This window comes from Planktothrix tepida PCC 9214 (assembly GCF_900009145.1).
GTDB lineage: Bacteria > Cyanobacteriota > Cyanobacteriia > Cyanobacteriales > Microcoleaceae > Planktothrix > Planktothrix tepida.
In genome coordinates this window covers 194,696-216,534 of the sequence record NZ_LN889782.1, presented here as the reverse complement: position 1 = coordinate 216,534, position 21,839 = coordinate 194,696, and the positions used below count along the sequence as shown (strand labels likewise).

Annotated in this window: 15 protein-coding genes; 4 read left to right on the top strand and 11 right to left on the bottom strand. The window is 37.1% G+C overall.

What is annotated here, in order from left to right:
- Positions 1 to 2 precede the first annotated feature (2 nt).
- From PL9214_RS03975 to fraC, 6 genes are all read right to left on the bottom strand, one after another.
- Positions 3 to 1,550, bottom strand: coding sequence for a methyl-accepting chemotaxis protein (locus PL9214_RS03975; protein WP_083579873.1), 1,548 nt, complete (start codon positions 1,548 to 1,550; stop codon positions 3 to 5).
- Positions 1,551 to 1,639: 89 nt separating this feature from the next.
- Entirely contained in the window at positions 1,640 to 2,044 is a 405-nt protein-coding gene (locus tag PL9214_RS03970) for a cysteine hydrolase family protein (protein WP_245824169.1), read from the bottom strand.
- Positions 2,045 to 2,277: 233 nt separating this feature from the next.
- On the bottom strand, positions 2,278 to 3,111 hold the full coding sequence (gene larE / locus PL9214_RS03965) for an ATP-dependent sacrificial sulfur transferase LarE (protein ID WP_072717558.1): 834 nt from the start codon (positions 3,109 to 3,111) through the stop codon (positions 2,278 to 2,280).
- 31 nt (positions 3,112 to 3,142) lie between these two features.
- Positions 3,143 to 3,916 carry an ABC transporter permease gene (locus PL9214_RS03960; protein WP_072717557.1) on the bottom strand — a complete coding sequence of 258 codons (774 nt, stop codon included), beginning with the start codon at positions 3,914 to 3,916 and terminating at the stop codon, positions 3,143 to 3,145.
- 55 nt (positions 3,917 to 3,971) lie between these two features.
- On the bottom strand, positions 3,972 to 4,553 hold the full coding sequence (locus tag PL9214_RS03955) for a DUF5357 family protein (RefSeq protein WP_072717556.1): 582 nt from the start codon (positions 4,551 to 4,553) through the stop codon (positions 3,972 to 3,974).
- Positions 4,554 to 4,616: 63 nt separating this feature from the next.
- Positions 4,617 to 5,123 (bottom strand): filament integrity protein FraC, encoded by a 507-nt coding sequence (gene fraC, locus PL9214_RS03950; protein ID WP_072717555.1) that lies wholly within the window; start codon positions 5,121 to 5,123, stop codon positions 4,617 to 4,619.
- A 620-nt stretch (positions 5,124 to 5,743) separates the two neighbouring features.
- Between fraC and PL9214_RS03945 the strand changes: the two genes are divergently transcribed.
- Positions 5,744 to 5,977 carry a hypothetical protein gene (locus PL9214_RS03945; RefSeq protein ID WP_072717554.1) on the top strand — a complete coding sequence of 78 codons (234 nt, stop codon included), beginning with the start codon at positions 5,744 to 5,746 and terminating at the stop codon, positions 5,975 to 5,977.
- A gap of 109 nt (positions 5,978 to 6,086) precedes the next feature.
- On the opposite strand, the gene PL9214_RS03940 is transcribed toward PL9214_RS03945, so the two are convergent.
- The 3 genes from PL9214_RS03940 to PL9214_RS03930 all read right to left on the bottom strand — a co-directional run bounded on the left by PL9214_RS03940 (position 6,087) and on the right by PL9214_RS03930 (position 15,255).
- Entirely contained in the window at positions 6,087 to 7,889 is a 1,803-nt protein-coding gene (locus tag PL9214_RS03940) for a two-component system response regulator (RefSeq protein WP_072717553.1), read from the bottom strand.
- 34 nt (positions 7,890 to 7,923) lie between these two features.
- On the bottom strand, positions 7,924 to 13,977 hold the full coding sequence (locus PL9214_RS03935) for a hybrid sensor histidine kinase/response regulator (protein ID WP_072717552.1): 6,054 nt from the start codon (positions 13,975 to 13,977) through the stop codon (positions 7,924 to 7,926).
- A 393-nt stretch (positions 13,978 to 14,370) separates the two neighbouring features.
- Positions 14,371 to 15,255, bottom strand: a complete 885-nt coding sequence (locus PL9214_RS03930; RefSeq protein ID WP_072718642.1) for a fructosamine kinase family protein — start codon at positions 15,253 to 15,255, stop codon at positions 14,371 to 14,373.
- A 130-nt stretch (positions 15,256 to 15,385) separates the two neighbouring features.
- Here PL9214_RS03930 and PL9214_RS03925 point away from each other — a divergent pair, with 130 nt between their 5' ends.
- The gene (locus PL9214_RS03925) at positions 15,386 to 16,942 is read left to right on the top strand and encodes a hypothetical protein (RefSeq protein ID WP_072717551.1); all 1,557 of its coding nucleotides are present in this window, start codon (positions 15,386 to 15,388) and stop codon (positions 16,940 to 16,942) included.
- An 87-nt stretch (positions 16,943 to 17,029) separates the two neighbouring features.
- Positions 17,030 to 17,686, top strand: coding sequence for a peptide-methionine (S)-S-oxide reductase MsrA (gene msrA, locus PL9214_RS03920; protein ID WP_072717550.1), 657 nt, complete (start codon positions 17,030 to 17,032; stop codon positions 17,684 to 17,686).
- A 51-nt stretch (positions 17,687 to 17,737) separates the two neighbouring features.
- Here msrA and PL9214_RS03915 read toward each other — a convergent pair whose 3' ends face one another.
- Entirely contained in the window at positions 17,738 to 19,564 is a 1,827-nt protein-coding gene (locus tag PL9214_RS03915) for a caspase family protein (protein WP_072717549.1), read from the bottom strand.
- A 328-nt stretch (positions 19,565 to 19,892) separates the two neighbouring features.
- Positions 19,893 to 21,050, bottom strand: coding sequence for a tRNA preQ1(34) S-adenosylmethionine ribosyltransferase-isomerase QueA (gene queA / locus PL9214_RS03910; protein WP_072717548.1), 1,158 nt, complete (start codon positions 21,048 to 21,050; stop codon positions 19,893 to 19,895).
- 387 nt (positions 21,051 to 21,437) lie between these two features.
- On the opposite strand from queA, the gene PL9214_RS03905 reads away from it, so the two are divergent.
- Positions 21,438 to 21,827 (top strand): hypothetical protein, encoded by a 390-nt coding sequence (locus PL9214_RS03905; RefSeq protein WP_072717547.1) that lies wholly within the window; start codon positions 21,438 to 21,440, stop codon positions 21,825 to 21,827.
- Positions 21,828 to 21,839 lie beyond the last annotated feature (12 nt).

Below are 21,839 nucleotides of genomic sequence, written 5' to 3'. Positions count from 1 at the left end.
ATTTAATTGATATAGCTTCTCATTTTTCGTTCCTTTTTAGCGGCTTCTGATGTTTCCTGGACAATATCTTTTAAATCAAATGCTGCATCATTGAGCTTTTGAATGCCTAACTTAATTTGAGTCATGCCATTACTGCTACTCTGGGCATTATTATTAAGGTTATTCATGGCTTCTACAACTTGTTGAATAGCCATAGCTTGTTGTTTTGCGTTGAGTGAAATTTGCTGAGAACCCTGAACAATAGTATTGATTTCTCCTGACATATTACTAAAAGAATTAGCCGTTTTTTGAGCTAAATCAACGGTCATTTCTACACTTTTAATTCCCGCATCTGTCACCCGACTGGTTAAACTATTAGTTTGTTTAATTTCAGCTACTAAAGCATTGATTTGGTGAGCAGATTTTTGACTTTCATCTGCTAACTTACGAATTTCAGAGGCGACGACAGAAAACCCTTTTCCATATTCTCCGGCTCGAACAGCTTCTACCGCAGCATTGAGGGCTAACATATTGGTTTGATTGGCTAAATCCCCGACGACTTGAGAAATACTTCCGATTTGATTCGTTTGTTCACTCAGACGTAATATTTGTTCAGCAATGGCTCTGACTTTATCCTTCGTTTGGCTCATTTCAGCTAAAGTCTGTTCGACTAATTCATTGCCATTTTCTGCTAAGTTTAAAACTTGTTTAGCCCCTAGAGTTGAAGTTTCTGCTTGGTCACTTGCTTGTTTAGCTGATAATCCTAATTCATCCATTGTCCGGGTGGTCTGATTAACAGAAACGGCTTGACTCCTGGTAATTTTTTCCTGTTGTTCAACAGCAATATTAATTTCTAAGGATGATTTATCAATCGCGTTAATCGCTTGCCCTATTTTACGACTGACTAAAGAAGAAATTAACCAAGCAATAATTAAAGCAGTAAAAGCAGAAAATATTGAACCTATAATTAATAAATTAACTGCATTTTGAAGGATATTTCTAGCTTGATTATTTTCTTGAGCTAGTCTTTTAGTTTCGGCATCATTAAATTCATAATTAAGCTTCAAAAAATTTGAAAGTAACTTTTGACCTATACCTGTATTAAAAACAATAATAGCTTCTTTTCTTTTCCCCTGTTTAATTAAAGCTTCCATCTGTTGTTGATATTGATTAAACTGTCTCCCAATTTCTTGCATTTGATCAAATCGTTGCTTTTGATCAGCAAGGTTAATCATTTGATTCAAATTTTCGCTCGCTTGTTGAAACGTCTGCCAATTTTTTTGATAGAGTTGTAAAAATTGTTCGTTTTCAACGATAAGAAAAGCTCGATTATTAGCAACCATATTGCTGCCCGCTAATGCCATTCTATCCACTTCAATAATCGTTTTTTGGACGTTTTCAACCTGGTTAAATGCCTCAAATACTTTATTCGCATTTGTATAAACAACATAGGTAGAACCCGCAAACACAAATACGGGAACAGCATAACCCAACAGCATTTGACCTCTGAGCTTAAATTGATTCAATCTATATTTTTGGGTACTGGAGTTTTTATCAATCGTATCTATCATGTCCTCAATCTCCCAAACCTAACCAATTTATAGGAATTATTCCATAATAAACCCTTAAATATAATTTACTTTACCATAATACATAAAGCTTATAAGCAAGTAGAACCTGTATTTTTAATAATATGGGTTCCGGTCTCTTCTCCAGTAGAGTTGTAAACGTGATGCAAACCTGTACTAATATTGAGTAAGTTAGGACGGTTTTCCCAGTTCAACCCAATGATAGGAACCTGTACCGAACGTAACACCGGAATTAAGGTATTTAAAGGGACAATAGGTTGTCTAGCCGGGGTGATATCCACGCCAATATAACCCAACCAACCATCGGAATAACAGAAATCATTCTGCATATCAATAATAATTAGAGCGGTTTTGGCTAAGTCCAAACGTAGGGTTTTCGTTTCGGTGGTGAGGGGAATGGGTCGGGGTTTTAGGGGGGGGCGGGTAATCTTGGCTTCAGTTGCATTGACATTCCAACCCTTTGGGGTGACTCCCAAGAAACGTAATGAGGAGAAATTCAGGGTTCGGTTTAGTTAAAGTTTAACTTGATTTTAAGCGATCGCAGATAGTTCTACCTGAATAGGGGGATGGACACTCTCAAAATCGTCACAATCCCAAGCCTCAGTTTGCTAAAGTGCTGGCACAATAAAATTTAATAGCGTTTGACTGTCCTCGCCCCCTACCATTAATGGTGGGGATATTTTTTTTGAGGGTAAATAATAGCAATGTTTTAGGTTGAGGACGGAACTAATAATTCTGAAGGTAGAACTTGATTGAGTTTTCCGCTTCGATACCCCTCTAAATCTAAAGTAACATAAACAAACCCAAAGCTTTGAAACGCTTGAACAAGTTGGGGTAGGTTGGTTTTCAATACAAATTCTTGGATTTGTTCGGGGGGTAATTCGATGCGGGCGGTATCAACTTCTGAACGAACGCGCAAATTTTTCCAGCCTAATTTCCTTAAATAAATTTCGGCTTTTCCCACCCGTTGTAATTTAGCAATAGTAATTTCTTCTGTATAGGGAAAGCGGGAACTTAAGCAGGGTTGGGCGGGTTTATCCCAGGTGATTAGCCCTAAGAATTTAGAAATTTCTCGAACTTCCAGTTTCGTTAAACCGACTTCCGCTAAGGGCGATCTCACCCCCCGTTCTTTGGCGGCTTGAATTCCCGGACGATAATCTTTTAAATCATCAGCATTTACCCCATCGACAATATAGGAATATCCCCATTTTTGAGCTAAAGGTTTTAAGGTATCGTGCAGTTCACTTTTACAAAAATAGCAACGATTAATTGGGTTTGAGGTGTAATTTGGATTCTGCATTTCTTGGGTTTCAATTTCCTGATGTTGAATCCCAATTTCGGCAGCTTGAAGGCGAGCTTCTTCTAAATCTTCCGGTAATAAGGAGGGAGAAACGGCGGTGACAGCTAAGGCGCGATCGCCTAAGACATCATAAGCAATTTTAGCCACTAAGGTACTATCTACCCCTCCTGAATAGGCAATTAATGCTTGTTCCATCTCTTGAAATAAAGCTTGAATTTGTTGTAATTTTTCTGTTACTGTCATGGTGTATATTTTATTGGGGTTTTCAACACAATTAAAATTCTCTTCGCCAGAAAATAACAATGGACAGAGATAACAAAAGCGTCATATAAAGAATAGCATAAACGGTATTGCTAATTAATACTGAGGAGGCGGGTAAGTAACCATAAACAGCCTCATTTTTTAAATCGAGTCGGGCTAAATCAGGTAAAATGATATAAAGTCCGCTCATAATTTGTTCTAAAGCTGGGTTTTGACTTAATTTCCCTAATGCCAATAAATCGCGGCTTAAACTTCCCATGATATAAACCCCAAAGGTTAATAAACTCGCCAATAGGGAACTGGTAAATACTCCTAATAAAATCCCGACGGCTGCAATTAAAGATAATTTAAGCCACAGAAAGACAACAGTAATGGTCAAACTGGTAAAGGGATAGGAAATTTTATTAAAGCTGAGAATTCCAAAATATAGCAGGGTCATCGCCAGAACTAAAATAGCAATAAATGCTGAGATCCCTAAATGTTTCCCGATGATCAATTCTGCCCGACTAACGGGTTTAGAAACTAAGAGATAAACGGTTCGTTTTTCAATTTCTTTATTGATGAGGTTTGCACTGACAAAAACCGTAATCAGTAAGCTGAGAAAACTAATCATGGCAATGCCAAAATCGAGAATAATTTTATTTTCTAACCCGGCGGATACTTCAGGAAGTAAACGCACAGAAGCCATTAACAGTAAAGCAAAAACACCAATAATATAAAGAATGCGATCGCGCACAACTTCTAAAAAAACGTTACTAGAAATGGTTAGAATGCGTTTTAAATTCATTTGTGATTTCCCCAATAGGATATAGAAAGCAGTTTATGGAGGAGTAGGGATATTTTTATCCTTGATCAATTCTCCGAAAAGAAGAGGATCGAAACTCCTGATTTATTTTAGCAGAATCCGGTTTAAAAATCTCCTGCCTCGGAATAATTTCGGGAACATTTTCTAACCAGTCCTGAAATCGAATGGAAAATTCGATCCAGCAATAAATATTAATGTGAATCAGGAAAATAATAATAAACCCAAAGCGAACTAAAGGAGGAGGGGACTGGATTTTAAAATTATCTCTAATAAATTCCAGAATAAAAACCAAACAAGCTGCGATTAAGGGCCATAATTTTAAGGCGAAATAAGGTCGGGTTGCTTCTGTTTTTTGATAAATCATTAAACACAGTGATAGTGCCATGACCCAAGGACTTAAGGGAATTCCGCCAATTATAAAGGGAGGTTGACTGGTTCTGAACCCAATGGCTATTGTGAGGGCTAACCAACTTAAAACAGCTAATTGATTTCTAATCTCTTCATCAGTTGTCCCTAAAATAGAAGCAATCCAAATTGTCAGACTGATGAGGAGAAAAGTTCTCCATTCTAAGGGTTTATCCGGTTTAAGAACATTTAAAGCTTTCAGGAATTTATTCATATATAACAACCTTATTTGGTGAGTGTTTAATTTGTTTTAAAGCAGAAAATAGTGTTAATTTAATTATTCTAAAATTAATAATGTAAAGGCTAATCCCAAAAACAAAGAATAACTTAAAGCATGAGCAATTAATATAATTCTAAAATCACGATATTCTTCACTCATTTTAATATTTCCTTCAGAATTTTCTTGAAAGGCTTTAGTAATCTTAGATATATCTCCACTCAAGGCAACTTTTAAAGATTCAAATCCTATCCATTTAATAAACAGGATTAAGGTAAAATTAAAAGTTGTTAATAAAAAAATAGAAGGGGAAGTTTCTTGTATTTTTTCAATCAGCAAATAATAAATTAATTCTTTTCGAGCTTCTGGGGGTAACAGAGTTTCTGCATTTAAAAACACAACCCACTCACAGGCATTTGCTAATAGGTTAAGAACCATCGCATATTGTACACTCACTTTGGGGGATAAATTAAAGCTTTTCTTAAAAATCCAAGCTTCAATCATAATCGAGGCTAAAAGGCGAATAATTCTTAATAAAATAACTCTCAGGGCGATTAAGATTGGCATATCGTTGAGCCAAATTCAATAAATAAAGGAGGGAATGGGTAATGAGTAATAGGGTCAAATCCTTATGGTAAGGGAACAGGGAACAGAGGGGAAAATAGGGAATAAGGGATAGGAAAAAGGCATTAGCCACCCTAGCAATTATTTGTAGCCAACATTTAAGGGTGGAATATTATTAATCAAGCGTAGATTCACAAGGATTAGCGATTAAAAAACATTAAATGACCTCTTAATCTTATCGTTTTTTTCCATCAACCTTATAATCTAATTGTCGCATTTCTTTCGCGGAAATTTTACCTTCTAACTGTTGTAGCACAGAATTTAACTGGGGATATCAATCTAAGGTTTCCTGACGAATAACCAGGGCTGCTTGACCTACAATTAAGGCTAGGACACTTCTAAATCTAGCAAACTCATTCACTCCTTACGGTTCCCTGTTCCCAGTAAATCGCAGTTCCCTAGAACTTAATCTGAGATTTGTGCTAAGAATTTTGTCGAAAAGTTTATAATTTTTAGAAATTTGTTATTTTTGTTTTAATTACCACTGCCAAACCCGAAGAATCTACTTCTGACCTCAACTGTGCTCTATGTCCTGTGTTTAATGTTTAACGCCCCCTCATACCATGAACTATCCAATTCCGACAAGTCCTCAAGAAATGATGGCTCTGCGACAGCAACCGGTTACTGATGAGTTAGTAGCAACAGCGATCGCAGGTGTCGTTAAAATTGCTCGTTCTCGTCAACAATCTTTAGAGGATCTCAAAGCTGAGGTTCTAGCGGATGATAGTTTGCTCAACTGGGAACAACGGCTGTGGTTAAGCGAAGTCGTCACTCAAGCTTGGCAATGTTTACCGTAGCAAGAAGAGAAGTGTAGGGTTTGGGGAGAAGAAGAGAGGGTGAGGAAATCATACACTCCTGACTCGCACTCCGCACTCTTCCTCCTACAACCCCGCTTTCCCTGTTTTACTACCACTGGGGATGGGATAAAAGCAGGGTTTCCATCGATTCTGCATCTAGGGGTTGAGCGAATAAGTAACCTTGGCCCAATTCACAACCCAAAAGCCGAAGTAACGATAATTGTTCCTGGGTTTCAATGCCTTCAGCCACAACACTCATGCCTAAATGATGGGCAAGATTTAGAATAGCTTGAACAACTTCTAAGTTTTTTTCTAGGGAATCCAAATTGCTAATAAAAGAGCGATCTATTTTAAGAATATCTAAAGGAAATTGATGTAAATAACTTAAGGAAGAATATCCGGTTCCAAAGTCGTCTAAACTTAATTGAATTTTACGCAATTTCAGTTGTTCAAATAGCTCCGATGCTAATTTTGGATTATCCATAATTGCACTTTCAGTAATTTCTAATTTTAAAATTTTACTATCTAAATCGACACGAGCAAGAATTTGATCAATGTATTCGATTAAACCGGGTTGAGAAAATTGTTTGACAGATAAATTAACACTGATGCTGATATCAAAAACTTCTTGGCGTTGTAGGGCTTGTTCTTGCCAAGACTTTAATTGAAGACAAGATTGTTCTAAAACCCATAATCCCAAAGGAATAATTAAACCTGTTGTTTCTGCAATCGGAATAAAATGATCAGGTCGAACTAATCCCCGTTGAGGATGTTTCCAACGAACTAAAGCTTCTAAACTACTAATTAGACCTGTGGATAAGCAGATAATGGGTTGATAAAAAACCATAAATTCTTGACGTTCGATGGCTCGTCTCAGGTCATTTTCTAACTGTAAACGAGTTAAGGCGCGGGTGTGCATATCCCGATTAAAGACTTCATAACGGGCTTTTCCTAATGCTTTAGCTTGATACATGGCTGTATCTGCATCTCGGAGTAAATGTTCCGGTTGTTGATAATCTACTGTTCCTAAAACAATGCCAATACTGGTATTAATAAAAACTTCGTGTTGATACAGTAAAAAAGGCTGGCTTAAAGCGTGTTGAATAGCTTGGGCTAAGAAGGTGGCTTCATCAACAGATTGAATTTGTTCTAACAAAACCGTAAATTCATCGCCTTCAAATCGAGCTAAGGTATAATTCGGATGGATACAAGCCAATAATCGCCTTGCTACAGCTTTTAACAATTGATCTCCAGCTAAATGACCTAAAGAATCATTCACCATTTTGAAGTCATCACAATCAAGAAATAACACTGCAAATTGAGAATCAGGATGGGTGTGAGTATAAGCTAAAACACCCATCAACCGTTCCATAAAAAAGACTCGATTGGGTAAACCCGTGAGGGCATCATGGGATGCCATGTGTAGCAATCGTAAATTCGCTCGTTCTAGTTCCCTTGTGCGTTCTTTAACCCGTTGTTCTAGTTCTGTATTTAACTGTTGAATTTGGGATTTTGCTGCTTGTAAATTGAGTTGATTTTTAATTCTAACTAACACTTCTCGAATTTCAAAGGGTTTTGTAATATAGTCTACCCCACCGACTTCAAAAGCTTGGATTTTATCAAAAACTTCGTTTAAAGCGCTTAAAAAAATGACCGGAATATCACGGGTACGTTCTGAGGCTTTTAATTGCTTACAAACATCATACCCACTCATTTGAGGCATACGGATATCTAATAAAATTAAATCTGGTGGGTCAGCAATTGCCCCCATTAAAGCTGCGGAACCATTAATTACGCAGCGCACATCATACCCCTGTTCTGTTAACATTGCTGACAACAGATATAAATTATCAGGGGTATCATCCACAATCAAAATATTAGCCAGTGGGTTATCGGGTTGAGGGTCATTCATCAGTGATCAGTTATCAGTTATCAGTTATCAGTTATCAGTGATTAGTTAATGCTTTTGCGGTTAGTTCTACAATCTCTTCAAATGCAAATTGATTGATTTTAGTTCGCAGAGCATTGATAATTAAGGTTTGATTCGGGGGGAGTTGGTCAATTAACTTCAAGATTTGCTTGGCATTGACAGCTTTCGCAGCTTGATGAAGTTGAGTTAACCATTCTAACGATAGGGAAGCTAAAGTTGTTGGCTTCAGTTCCATTAGGGGGGTTTCTGTAAAATCCGGGGCTGATACTACATCTTGTTCATACACATAGCGTACTCCCAGATGTTGAGCCAGCTTTTCTAAAATGATTTGATCTCGAAAGGGTTTTCGCACAAAATCATCACAGCCTGCTGATAAAGCAACGGCTCGTTCCTCTTCTAAGGTACTGGCGGTTAAGGCAATAATGATGGTAGCCTGACCTTTTGTAGTCAATTTAATCTGTTTTGTAGCTTCATAACCATCCATCACAGGCATTCGCATATCCATCCAAATTAAGTGAGGTTCCCAAGTCTCCCAAATTTCAATCGCTTCTTGACCTTGAATGGCTTCTCGTAGTTCAAATCCCAAAGGACTTAGGAGTTGAATTAACAATTGACGATTACTCCATTTATCATCCACAACCAAAATTCGATAACAATGTTGATCCGGTTCTAGGGCAATAATTTTGCGACTAGGAGAGGATGTTAGAATATCATTAGCATTGACAATATTCACTGGAATTTCAAACTGAAAACGTGTACCTTGTCCTAATTTACTACTAACGGTAAGTTCTCCTCCCATTAATTGAATAAACTGATGACTAATGGATAATCCTAAACCAGTTCCTTCTTGAGATTGTTGACCGCTTTGAGTTTGTACAAAGGCTTTGAATAAATGTTGTAATTCTGACCTTGCAATCCCGCAGCCTGTATCCTCAACCTCCCACCGGAGAAAACAGCAAGACTGATTTTCTGGGTTTACTTTTTGTCCCCGTCCAACCCTAACGGAAACACCCCCCTCTTGAGTAAATTTTAAAGCATTATTGAGTAAATTAATCAAGACTTGCCTTAATTTGAGTGCATCGGTTTGAATATATTGAGGAACATCCGCAGAACGCTCAAAAATCAGTTGTAGCTTTTTATCATCAGCTTTGAGTTGAAACATTTCTTCTAAATCGCCTAATAAACGATAAAGATCAATATTATTTAAATTGATTGTTAGACGATTCGCTTCTATTTTAGATAAATCTAAGATATTGTTAATTAAGCTTAATAAATGTTCACCGCTTCGGCTCACAATCCCTAAATTTTCTCGATCTGTGGGTGATAAATGGGGACTCCGATTCATTAATTGAGTAAATCCTAAAATACTATTAAGAGGAGTTCTCAGTTCATGACTCATATTTGCCAAAAATAAGCTTTTGGCTTGGTTCGCTGATTGGGCGGCTTCCTCGGCTTTTTTTCGTTCTCGAATTTCCTGTTCTAATTCTTGGGTTCGTTCCTGAACTTTGTGTTCTAAATGATTGTATAAACTGGCATTTTCTAAAGAAATAGCGATTTGGGCTGATAACCCATTTAAAAGCTGCAATCTTTCAGCAGTAAACGCCCCCATAATTAAGTTATTTTCTAAATAGAGTATTCCTTTCAGTTTCCCTTGGTAAAGGAGGGGAGTAATGAGAATTGATTTAGGTTGATTAAGAATAATATAGGAATCATACCTAAAATTTTCTGCTTCAACTGCATTATCTAAAACCAAGCTTTCTTGTTTATGAATAACATAATTAATTAAGGTTTTAGGCAAAATTTCTGTATTGAATGAATTAGAACTAGATTCAATAGGAATAGATTGAAAAATACTAACTTGATTGTTTTTTAAACTGCCCGTTGCTTCAATGACCCATTTGATTTCAGAACTTTGTTCATAATTTTTACCCGATAAGAAATTATCCGGTAAAATTAGATAGCCTAGTTCGGCTCCGGCATTTTCTAAAACAATTTTCATTAACTTATCTAATAATTTCTCTAAAACAATTTCCTCAGAAAGCGCTTGGGATGCTTTCAAGATGCTGGTTAAATCTAAATTTAAGGAACTGGTTTGTCCTGTGGTTTGAGATAAGCTACTACTCGATTCATTAATAACGCGATCGCGTTGTATAATTAAATTTGGATATGTTATCTCTAAATCCTTAACTTTAGCGACGGCTTGCCAACGAACATAAGCATAATGGGCTTTTGTTAAATATAATTGAGCAATTTCTTCCATGCCTTGCTGCCTATAAAATTCACTAGCTCGTTCATAAATCAACCCTTCTTCCTGTAAAAAACCTTGAGATTTTGCTCCGTTAAGAGCGTTTTCATAGTCTTGAATTGCTGTCCATTTTTTTCCTAAAACACGAGCTTTCTCTGCTGAAATAAAATCATATTTATGCTGATAATTTAGAGGGGAATCATTAGCCCATTGTTTTAATTGATGTTGATACTGTTTCACCTCTAATAAAATTTGATTTTTTTCTAGGGAATTCACCGTGGGATAAAGCCCTAATAAAGCTAAAGCGGCATAAAAGGGGAACTGTCCACTGGGTAAAGCACCCGTAACCGCAGGTAAATAACGTTTAGCTTGTTGAGATGCTTCTACGGCTGCTGAATAGTGCTTAAATAAATAATAAAGAATCATTTTCCCTAAATGAAAACAATAAAGGGCTGTTAAGTTATTTTTTTCCTGAAGGGCAATTAATTCTATTTCCTGGAATAAATTTCCGGTTAATACCAGTGGATTTGGACTTAAATTTAATAAATTTTGAACCAGTTGTCCCCAAATTTTTACAAAATCAAGGGGAAAATCTTGTTTAAATCTTTGAATTAACTGAATATACGGGATTTGTTTTTGTTGAACAGATTCTAAGGGTTCTCCGACTAAAAAAAGATTAGCACAATAGTTAAGAGAGGAATAACAAGCATATTCAATATTGCCCGTTTCTAAAGCCCTTTGAATATTTTGTCCGAGAGCTTCTAGGGTATTGCGGGCTGGTTCTTTCCAATGACGAATAAAAACATTAAATAAATCATGAACTTTACAATTAACATCGGAAACTTCAAATTGTTTTAAAAGCCGTAAAGCAAATTGACCCAATTGATAACCGGAGTCAAGATTCGATAAAAACCCACACAATAACATTCCATAAAAACTATAAGCAAAAGCAGCCCGGTCAGAATGACCCGATTGTTGGCAAAGATGCACCATTGTAAAGGCAAGTTGTGGCAATAATTGCGGTTTGGAAACAATACAAGGAGCAAATAAAGTAATTAAAATTTCCAAAGCCATTTTATGCTTTTCATCGGTCATCAATGGCAATTGTTCTAAAGTGGCAATGGGGTATAACACTGGAGGGCTATTTAACCATTCAATTCCTAAACAATTTAAGGTTTGTAATCCGGTTTCAATGGCTTTATCCATGTGATGTTGAGCAATATTCATTAAAATCTGAATTTTGAGAATTTTCGCGGTGTCTAAACTTGTTTTGGGTTGGTCTAAAAGTTTGTTTAAATATTGTTGTGCTATCTCAAAATCCGTATTCAGATAGGTAACTTGAGCTAAAGATTGGTAAATATTAAACGTTAAATCATAATAAGTTTCCCAACTATTTTCAGGTAAAAAATTTAACCCGATATTAAAATAGCTGATAGCGAGAGGATAAGCCGCAGAAGCTTGAGCTTTTTGGCCAGCTTTGCAGTTCAATTCAGCAAGCTGAATTCTTTCTTCAGAATCCAAAATTAAATTTACACCTTGATTATTGTGATTAACAATATTAAAAAGATGCTCTTCTAAATGTTCAGCCGGAATAGTTAACCGTAATAATCGCCCGATTTTTAAATGGGTTTCTTGTCGTTGAAACTCATCGAGAAGAGAATAAGCAGCTTGTTGAATGCGGTCATGTTGAAACTGAAGTTGAACGTCTTGAGCAAATTGATCTTGTAAATTGCAGGCTAAATCTAATGTTAAATCCGATTCTACATCTAACGTATCTTGTAAATTAATAACTTCATTTAAAAATAATTTATAATGAAAATTAACGGGAAAAACTAAATCTTCCTGTAGCGCATTCCATAAACTTGCTAATGTTTGATGGGGAGAACGTTGAGCAAGGCGTGATAATGTCCATAAATCAAAAGAATGACCGATACAAGATGCCAGTTTTAATAAAGTTTGGGTTGAGGGTGATAAATGGCAAATTTTATCGACCATCAATTCAACTACATTATCAGTTTTAGTTTGTTTTTGAATGCTTTCGAGCTCAAACGTCCATTGATGATGAACCGGATCAAATTTTAATAAGTTTTCTTGATAAATTTTTTTGAAGAACTCTCGCACAAAAAAAGCATTCCCATAGGTTTTATCATAGACTAATTTACCCAAACTTTGAATTTTATCTAAAGAACAGTTTAAAGTTTCTGAAATCAAGAGATTAATATCAACTTGACTTAAATTTGTGAGATGAATTTTCGCAATTTCTCCCCGTTCAGCTTGAATTTTCCTTAAGGTAAGATTGAAAGGATGAGTTTCGTCCACTTCATTTTCTCGATAGGCTGCAATAATGAATAAATATTGAATATGGGCTTCACAAACGAGCAATTGTAAAAAGTTTAATGAAGCTCGGTCAGACCATTGTAAATCATCTAAAAATAAGACTAACGGATGTTGAGGCTTACAAATAGTTTCTACAAATTTTCTAAATAGAATTTTCAATCTATGTTCAGCTTCCTGAAAACCAACTTGGGCAACAGGAGGTTGTTGACCGATGACTAATTCTAAATTCGGAATTAAATCAATTAAAACCTTGCCATTTCTTCCCACCGCCGTTAAAATTGTTTCTCGCCATTGAGATAAACTCAGTTCAGATTCACTCAATAACTGATGACAAAATTCGTTAAAAGCTTGGGAAAAAGCAAAGTAAGGAAGATGACATTGATATTGATCAAATTTTCCTGAAATAAAATATCCCCGTTGAGTTGTAATCGGTTTGTAAATTTCTCGAACTAAAGCTGATTTTCCGGTTCCCACATAACCTGTTACCAGAATTATTTCTGCCTTTAAATCTAAAGAAAAGTTTTGATTTTTACCAATAACTCCCTGAAAGGTTGTTAATAAAGTTTCAACTTCCCGTTCTCGACCATATAATTTTTGAGGTAAGCTTAATCGCTGAGAAAAATCTTGTTGTCCCAGGGGAAAAATGGCAATTCTTCCTTGGGTTTGTAGTTGAGATAAACATTCTTCTAAATCAGCTTTTAATCCCCAGGCAGATTGATAACGTTCCTCTGCATTTTTTTGCATTAACTTCAAAATAATATTCGATAATGCAGTGGGAATTGTGGGTTTAATTGACTGAGGAGAAGCGGGTTCTTTCGCAATATGACAATGGACTAATTCTAAAGCATCGTTTCCCTCAAAGGGTAACTGTCCTGTTAATAATTTATAAAAGGTGATACCTAGGGAATAATAATCCGTTCGATAATCGATTAAACGGTTCATTCGTCCAGTTTGTTCTGGGGAAATATAAAAGAGTGTTCCCTCTAAAATTTCTGGATTTTGAAAGGTTATATTTTCTTGAGAAAGAACTGTTGAAATCCCAAAATCAATAATTTTAACCTTTCCGAGGAGACGATTGAAAACAATATTACTGGGATTAATATCTTTATGAATAATATGATGAGCATGAATTTGTCCTAAAATTTCAGTAATTGAAATCGCTAATCTTAAAAAATCTTCTAACTCTAATTGTCCTGCTAATCCTAATAAGGTTAGAGAATCCCCACCAAAATCTTCTAAGATAATCGTTAGGTTATTATTAATGGTTTCAAAGCTATAAACCTTAATAACACCTGGTAAATTTAATTGATAAGTAACTTCATATTCTCGTTTAAACCAAGCCACCCGTTTAGGGGAGGGATAGGCATCCTTTAACATTTTGAGAATTACAGGTTGATAATCAACAACACGATAACCTCGATAAATTAAGGAATTATTACTTTCATAAATCTTTTCTACAATTTGGTAAGAAATAGATGTGTTTAACATAGTTTACAATGATAATATAAATTCCCAATTTTTGCTCAAGCCGTATAAGTTCAGAAACAAAGATTCAACAAATGATGCTTTAACTTCTAAGAGTCTTAACCCTAATCAAAAAATCTGATCAATGATAGGAGCAAATAATCGACCCTGATTTTCTTGAAATAGTATTTTTATTGAAGTTGTAATTTTTTTTAATAACAACAAGAAACTGACTCCAAAAAGGAGTAAATACTTTTACACCTTACCTAAAAATGCTATCTTTAACAAGGTTTACTTGGAAAGATGAATTAATGATTAATTTTATTCATCTCTTATCATCTCAGGTATTCCTTCTGGTTAATAGAGTCAACTGAACAATACAACGAATTGAACCTATAGAGTTAGTATACCCACAGTTTAGCGTAAAATATCCCGAATCATTTGATTCGCTTGGGCTGCATAGCCTCCTCCAAATAGGTTAAAATGATTTAAGATATGGTAGAGATTGTAAAGCTTTTTGCGATGTTCATAACCCGGATTTAAGGGAAAGACTTGATGATAAGCCTGGTAAAAAATAGCTGGAAAACCACCGAATAATTCAGTCATCGCCAGATCAACTTCTCGATCTCCAAAATAGGTCGCTGGATCAAAAATAACAGGTTCTCCCTCAGCCGTCACAGCAGCATTTCCTCCCCACAAATCTCCATGTACTAGAGAAGGTTTCGGATCATGATCGCTTAAAAGCTGGGGAATTGTTTCTAGTAACTTTTCGGCTTGTTCAAAATAACCTCCCCGTCGTTTAGCGAGTTTGAATTGATAGCCAATGCGATGTTTTTGCCAAAATTCTACCCAATTCTTTTCCCAAGTATTAATTTGAGGTGTTGAACCAATGGTATTATTAATATCCCATCCAAAATTTTGAGAACCGGGATAATTTTGTGGAGGTGTCCATTGATGCAATAAAGCTAACTTTTGTCCCATTTCTTCCCAAGCTGAAGCATTAGTCTTTCCTCCCAAGTTCAGCCATTCTAAAACTAAATAAGCAGAATTTCCCACTGTTCCCCAACAAATCGGTTGTGGGACTCGAATAGTCTGGGTTTTTCCAATTTGTTGAACGCCTAACGCTTCTGCTTCAAACATAGCAACTTCAGAGGCTTGATTAAGTTTAATAAAATAATACTGAAAACCATTACTAATTTGATATCCTTGATTAATACATCCGCCACCCACAGAACGGTGATCGCTGATTTGAAAACGTTCTCCTGTTGCTTTACTAATGTCCTCTGCAATTTGATCCCACATCATATTTAAACTAATTCTTTATGCTTCTAACTTATTGTATCAAACTTTTAAAAAATCCGTAAATATACGGTGGATTTTAAAATCATCACCTGTTAACTTAAACTTAAAATCGTTTTTTCTATTCCTCACCATGACTGAAACAGAAACCAGCAAACCCAATTTGCTAGAATTCGCTAAACAGGGAAATCCAAAAGCGATCGCTATTTTACTCAATCGTCATTTAGACTCGAAAGGAATTACAGTAAAAGCTACATTAAATAAAAATTGCCTCAAATTAATGTTTGAAGCAGAAAAGATTATCCCCCAAAAAATTTTAGTAGAATGGTTGTGTGCTTCTCTTCTAACTCACATTATTTCAGATTCTATTACACAGGTGATTATTTATAATAAAAGAATCGGTCATGATTTTCCAGATTGGCAAGAAGAAATTGCTCTAAATTCCATCCATAAGTTATTAGAAAACGACCCTGATTCTTCAAAATCTCAGAATTTAACCGAACCTATTACCTCAAAATTCATGAATTTTGGGCTATTATTTAATTCTATTTCAGACGCTACTGAGCAAGTTAAAAATACTGTAACGGAAACCGTTAGCAATACCACAACTCAAGCCGGACAATCTGTAATTGAAACTGCGGTTAATATTAAGGATAGCGTTGAAAATATTAGCAATACCGTTATGCAGGGAGGGAAAGTTGCAGTTAAAAATATTTTTAATGTTAAGAATATTTTTAATTTTAAAGAAGAAGTAAAAAATCCAACCTCGAAAACCACCCCTACATCGGGTGTTTTGGATTTTATGAGTAATAATCTTTTGCTTAAATCCTTAATCAAAACTATAAATGTAGATAAAATATTAGAGATTATTGAAAAATTAGATTTAGAGAAAGTAGAAACAGAAGTTAAACAGCTAAAAACTCAATATCCTCATGAATCTTCTAGCCAAATTAGCCATCGAATTATGGTGGAAAAAGTTCTGACTTTGGGGAGTTCTGAAATCGCGTCAAAGCTTGTATCTGAAAGATTAGCGACTCTAATGGGAGCCGATTTTTCTAACAACACAACCTTAGAATTTGAAATGATTTATCAAATTGCTTCTGCTTATGATCTCGATCTTTATGACCCAATTAGAAAAGATGAAGCTTTAGCAATTTTTAGTTTAGCTTTAGGAAGTAATCAAGCCATAAAATTAGGATTAGGTTTATTAGAAGATGTGCCTTTAGCCGGGACTATCATTAGTGTCAGTACCAATGCTGCAATACTTTATGCCTTGGGATATGCAGCTTGTCGCTTTTATGAATCCAATTTATATCAAGATAAAAAGGGTACAACTTTAGAAACAGTCCAGTTTGAAAGTAAAAAATATTTAGAAACTGCGATCGCTCAAGAAGCGATTATAGATCAAATTTTAATTCATATTATTTTAACTCGAAATCCTGATCAAACCTTTGAAAAAATTCTCCCTAAAATCCAAAATGCTCCTTTGAGTCTGAATTCTTTAGAAGTCATTTCTAAAACCCTTAATTCCCCACCGGATTTAAACCTTTTAATTGAACAAATTAATCCAGATTTTGCCGTTGCACTTTTAGCTAAATATCAGAAAATTGCTAATTTAGAAGACGTTATCACCCCGAATGAAGAACAAATTATTAATGCTATTCATCAAAAAATTAATCATCAAACCTGAAAAAATGGGTTTCTCGGTCAGCAATAACCGTGATAAAAACGCTAATATTAAGGAACGTAAAGCTATCCTTCACAAATCTACTCAATCATGTATATCTTTGGACTTGGTAAAAAACTGAAAATGCCCTCCCCCTCCGATGCCTTACCCGGACGGACAGAAGCGATGCCTGTACCCGATAAACATTATGTCAATGGTAATCCCCTCAAACCTCCCTTTCCCCCAGGCTTAGAAATGGCAATGTTTGGGATGGGTTGTTTTTGGGGTGCAGAACGTCGATTTTGGCAGCAGGAGGGAGTGTTTAGTACCGCCGTGGGTTACGCAGCCGGAATTACCCCCAACCCCACCTATGAAGAAGTTTGTAGCGGGTTAACAGGACATAACGAAGTCGTGCTAGTCGTCTATGACCCCAAAATCATTAGTTATGAACAATTACTAAAAGTCTTTTGGGAAAGCCATGACCCAACCCAGGGAATGCGTCAGGGTAACGACGTGGGAACCCAATACCGTTCAGGAATTTATACTTATTCCGACCAACAACGCCAACTTGCTGAAACTGTACGCGATGCTTATCAACCGTCCCTAAAACAAGCGGGTTATGGAACGATCACAACAGAAATTCTGGATGCACCCGAATTTTATTACGCTGAAAGTTACCATCAACAATATTTAGCCAAAAATCCTAATGGTTATTGTGGTTTAGGCGGAACAAAAGTCAAACTTCCAGGTTCAAGCGTGAGTTGTTAGCAGGTATCAGTTGACGGCTAACTGTTAACCGTTAACCGTCAACTCTGTAGATTATTTCTTCTGCTTAACTTTCGTTTCCCATTCAGCGATCGCTTTTTGAGCATCGGCATAAGCTGATGATTTTTCAGGAACTAACTGAGCCGCTTCAACCGCATTACTATATTGTTTTTTCTTAGCACGAGATTGAGCAATTTCCCAAATTTTATTTCCCCATTGATCAATCAATTTTTGAGCTTCTGAATATCCCGGTTGATCCGCCGAAATTTGTTCAACTTTGCTGATCGCATCACTGTAAGATGACGCTTGACCGGGCTTAATTGAACCCTTGGCTTGAGTCAAAATGGCTTGATTTTTTTCTGCGATCGCCAATTGAGCTTGCCACTCTTTGAGCTTTTCTTGTCCCTGTTTATAAACCGTAGGATTAGCATCGGGAATTAATTTCACCGCATCAACAGCACCAGTTAAATTTTGACTTTCAGCGCGTCCTTCTGCAATATCGAGAATGGTTTGACTCCATTGTTCAATATTAGCTTGTGCTTGCTGAAACTGAGGATCACCGAGGGGAATTTGTGCAGCTAATGCGATCGCTTTGCTAAAACCAGAAGCAGAAGTATCTTTCAACAGTAGTTTTGATTCCTGCAACAACTCTTGAGGAGTGGGAGGCGTTTCCGGTGTAGTCGGGGTTCCGGTTCCAACCGTTGCTGATGTTGGTTTTGAATTGTTAACAACCGTTGAAGTTCCAGAAGAAGACTTAGCCGTTTTTTCACCTAAAAAGATCGGTTTATTCGTGAGAAAAACACCCAGTAACAATACCAGTGCCGTTGCTCCACTCCAAAGAATTAACCGTTGTAAAAATGAACTATCTGACATAGTATCCTCTGTTGAATTTGCAGGAGGTTGGGGTAAGGTCTGCTGTACAGAAGTTGAAGCCTTGGAGGACAAATCCTCTGCTGAAGTTTTAGGGTGTTCAGCAGGTTCATTCGTCTGAGAACCCAGATCTCCAGTCCCTGGATCAGAGGATGTAGACAATTTCAGAGGATCTTCGGATAAAGGAACAGTACCATTTTGGTAGGGTTCTACAGTCGCCATATTCATTTCCCTCATACCATTAGAAAGGCTAACACTCGCTACCTGACGGCTTTCAGGCAAAAGTACCTGTTGGAGTTTAATTGCTGGATAAACGGCAAAGACAGGTTTTTGTCTCGGTCTTAAATGTTGTTCGGTCAGTTCGGGTAAACGTTCCCCTAAGAAATGGATTAACTGGTCTAATGTCGAACATTCTCCCGTTTTTAATCCTTCTAATAACGCGGCGGTAAAAAACCCTTGTCGCAAAGCCGAAGTTTCCCGTGATAACTGTTCCCGACGACAAGATAAAATTGTAGGAATTTCCTTTTGGCGGGCGAGTTCCACCGTTTGAGTTCCCACACTTTCCCCAGCGTGAGCTCCTTGACTTCGGTTAATATCCAACAATACTAAAATTTTATCCGTTGGAGCCGCCTTGAGAGCGTCATACAACTTTTCAATGGGAATCCCCGTTTTTTCTAGCTGGGCTGGGTTACCATCAATGGGGAGCAAGTAATCTTTTCCCTCTTTACTAAACCCATAGCCACTCCAGAACAACCACAGAACATCCTCATGGCCCAATTGCTCGTTGCAGACGGACTCCACCCAATCTAAAATATTTTCTTGGTTCGGGTAGGTGGACATCCCCGATACCTGGGGTGAGTTATCGGTGAGCAATAAACTCTGATCTTGAGGAAATCCAGCACCATTTACCAAAAATTCATAGATAGCTTCTGCATCCTTTTGGGCATAATTTAAGGGTTGCAGATATTGATATTGATTAATGCCAACAGCAATACAAACGTGATGTTTCATCACCTATGCCCCATAACTTCTTAATAAACCTGCAAAAACGATAACATATTCTTTGAATTGTCAAAATGCCTTGATGCTTGGCGATCGCACTTTTAACCCATTAATTTTTATAACGCAGGCAACGAGGGAGTAAAGTTCAGGCGGCGACTCGCACCCACCGACCGTCAGGAGTCCTGAGTTTTCAGTCTCCAGCCAATTTAGGATTGTTATATTCCATCTTTTAATGTTTGTTAATGTTTGCTATCAATAATTGATCCAGTTGCTCATCACTTTTTCCTATCCCCTATTCCCTATTTTCTTGTCCCCTCTGTTCCCTGTTCCCTGTTCCCTATTCCCTTTTTAATGTTGCTTCTGGTAAAATAAACATCGCATCCCCAAAGGAATAAAATCGATATTGTCGTCCGAAATCATTGGCGGGTTCTTCTAATACCGCTTGATATAAACTCAGTAACCGTTCTCGCCCAATTAAGGCTGAAACCAACATTAATAAACTGGATTTAGGTAAGTGAAAATTCGTAATTAATCCATCAATGACGCGCCATTGATATCCGGGATAAATAAAAATATTCGTTTTTCCGCAATAACTTTTAAGAGCAGATTCTTTCGAGTTTTCTGTTGAGGTTCCCGAGTTGGAAGAATGGGCGATCGCGGCTCCTTCTAAAGCTCGTACCACCGTTGTTCCCACTGCAATAATTCTACCTCCTGAAGCTTTCGTTTTCTCAATTTTCTCAATAGTTTCCGCCGGAACTTCAATCCATTCTCCGTGCATTTGATGTTCAGTAATTTGATTTACTTCCACAGGTCGAAAAGTTCCTACTCCAACGTGTAAGGTTAAAAACGTTTTGTCAATGCCTTGTTGTTCTAAACGTTGAAATAATTCTTCTGTAAAATGTAACCCGGCTGTAGGCGCAGCGACAGCCCCGGAGTGTTTGGCATAAATCGTTTGATATTGTTCCGGTAATGCTTCTGTCTCCGTAACATAGGGCGGAAACGGAATATTTCCAAACTGTTCTAAAAGCGGAATTAAAGACTGTTCTTCGGGAATTTCAAATTTTAATAATCGTCCTCCCGTTTCCTCATCCGTTTCTAAAACAATTGCGCGTAATAGTTTAGGATTGAAATTTGTTGTAGAATCAGAAATAGACTCAAATTCAATCACAGAACCCGATTTAAATCGTTTACCCGGTTTAACTAATGCTAACCAAGTCTGATGGGATTTTTCTTCGAGTAATAACACTTCTACCACCGCCCCACTACTTTTGCGTCCATAAAGACGGGCGGGAAGAACACGGGTATTATTCAGAACTAATAAATCTCCCGGTCGCAGAAATTCAGGTAAATCTTTAAATAGACAATGACGATGAGAGTTTGGAGAATCTACGACTAACAAACGGGAATGATCTCTGGGTACAACAGGATTTTGTGCAATGCGTTCTTCTGGGAGTTGATAATTGTAGCTTTCTAACCAATAATCTAACTGATCCATTCTCTTGAAATGTCCTTCACCAATGAATTACTTTACTCGGCCATCCGATGAGCGGCTGACTAATCTTTAGAGATCCCCCTATCGATCTTAATAGGCTACCGTGTGATCCCCTGGAATTGCTGGGGTTAAATTTGGGTAGAATCCCCCATCCCAAATCGGGTGCTTTTCCCCTATCTTATCATCGTTAATCTTGGCAGTATATAAATATAGGGTTATGCTGCCTACCAACGGAAAGGTCGCATTGTTTTTGGCTTTGTTTTGACCTCAGATTGGGATCAACGAGCCTTACAGCAGAATCAAAAACACCGCCCCTATTACTCTTTGTTGCAGGGTTCCGGGCTGGAGTTAAGCAACAAACAGGCGGGACAATCATGCAGGAGATGACCGATGGAATACCTCTACTACCTTGCCAATACAAGCCTTACGCTGAGAGTGATAGACTTTTTATGCTCAAATCACTCCCTCCCCGTTCAGTTTATTACGGTGATTCACCAAATAGATGGCTGGATTGTGAAAATTAAAATGCGTCAATATCTGACACCACAAGAACACGGGGACTTTAGAGCTTTTATGCACGAGTTGGGTGTTCCCTACGAACCCGATATGCGGATTTTAATGGCCCTTTGGGGCTTAGAAACGGGTCAATCCCCTCTCAGTGTTATGCGCCGTTACCAAGTTGCTGTGGTGTCTCATGGTATTCCTAACCGTGAAGATGTTGAATCTTTTAAAACCCAATTTGTTAGAGGGTTAGGTTATTGTCCTGAAGCATTAGCTTAATGTTAAGAGTTG

Excerpts from the sequence above, each read along its gene's own strand:
- PL9214_RS03955 (WP_072717556.1), bottom strand. The coding sequence starts at position 4,553 with ATGAATAAATTCCTGAAAGCTTTAAATGTTCTTAAACCGGATAAACCC.
- PL9214_RS03935 (WP_072717552.1), bottom strand. The coding sequence starts at position 13,977 with ATGTTAAACACATCTATTTCTTACCAAATTGTAGAAAAGATTTATGAA.
- PL9214_RS03975 (WP_083579873.1), bottom strand. The coding sequence starts at position 1,550 with ATGATAGATACGATTGATAAAAACTCCAGTACCCAAAAATATAGATTG.
- msrA (WP_072717550.1), top strand. The coding sequence starts at position 17,030 with ATGTATATCTTTGGACTTGGTAAAAAACTGAAAATGCCCTCCCCCTCC.
- fraC (WP_072717555.1), bottom strand. The coding sequence starts at position 5,123 with ATGCCAATCTTAATCGCCCTGAGAGTTATTTTATTAAGAATTATTCGC.
- PL9214_RS03925 (WP_072717551.1), top strand. The coding sequence starts at position 15,386 with ATGACTGAAACAGAAACCAGCAAACCCAATTTGCTAGAATTCGCTAAA.
- PL9214_RS03905 (WP_072717547.1), top strand. The coding sequence starts at position 21,438 with ATGGAATACCTCTACTACCTTGCCAATACAAGCCTTACGCTGAGAGTG.
- PL9214_RS03945 (WP_072717554.1), top strand. The coding sequence starts at position 5,744 with ATGAACTATCCAATTCCGACAAGTCCTCAAGAAATGATGGCTCTGCGA.
- PL9214_RS03960 (WP_072717557.1), bottom strand. The coding sequence starts at position 3,916 with ATGAATTTAAAACGCATTCTAACCATTTCTAGTAACGTTTTTTTAGAA.
- queA (WP_072717548.1), bottom strand. The coding sequence starts at position 21,050 with ATGGATCAGTTAGATTATTGGTTAGAAAGCTACAATTATCAACTCCCA.
- PL9214_RS03940 (WP_072717553.1), bottom strand. The coding sequence starts at position 7,889 with ATGAATGACCCTCAACCCGATAACCCACTGGCTAATATTTTGATTGTG.
- larE (WP_072717558.1), bottom strand. The coding sequence starts at position 3,111 with ATGACAGTAACAGAAAAATTACAACAAATTCAAGCTTTATTTCAAGAG.
- PL9214_RS03930 (WP_072718642.1), bottom strand. The coding sequence starts at position 15,255 with ATGTGGGATCAAATTGCAGAGGACATTAGTAAAGCAACAGGAGAACGT.
- PL9214_RS03915 (WP_072717549.1), bottom strand. The coding sequence starts at position 19,564 with ATGAAACATCACGTTTGTATTGCTGTTGGCATTAATCAATATCAATAT.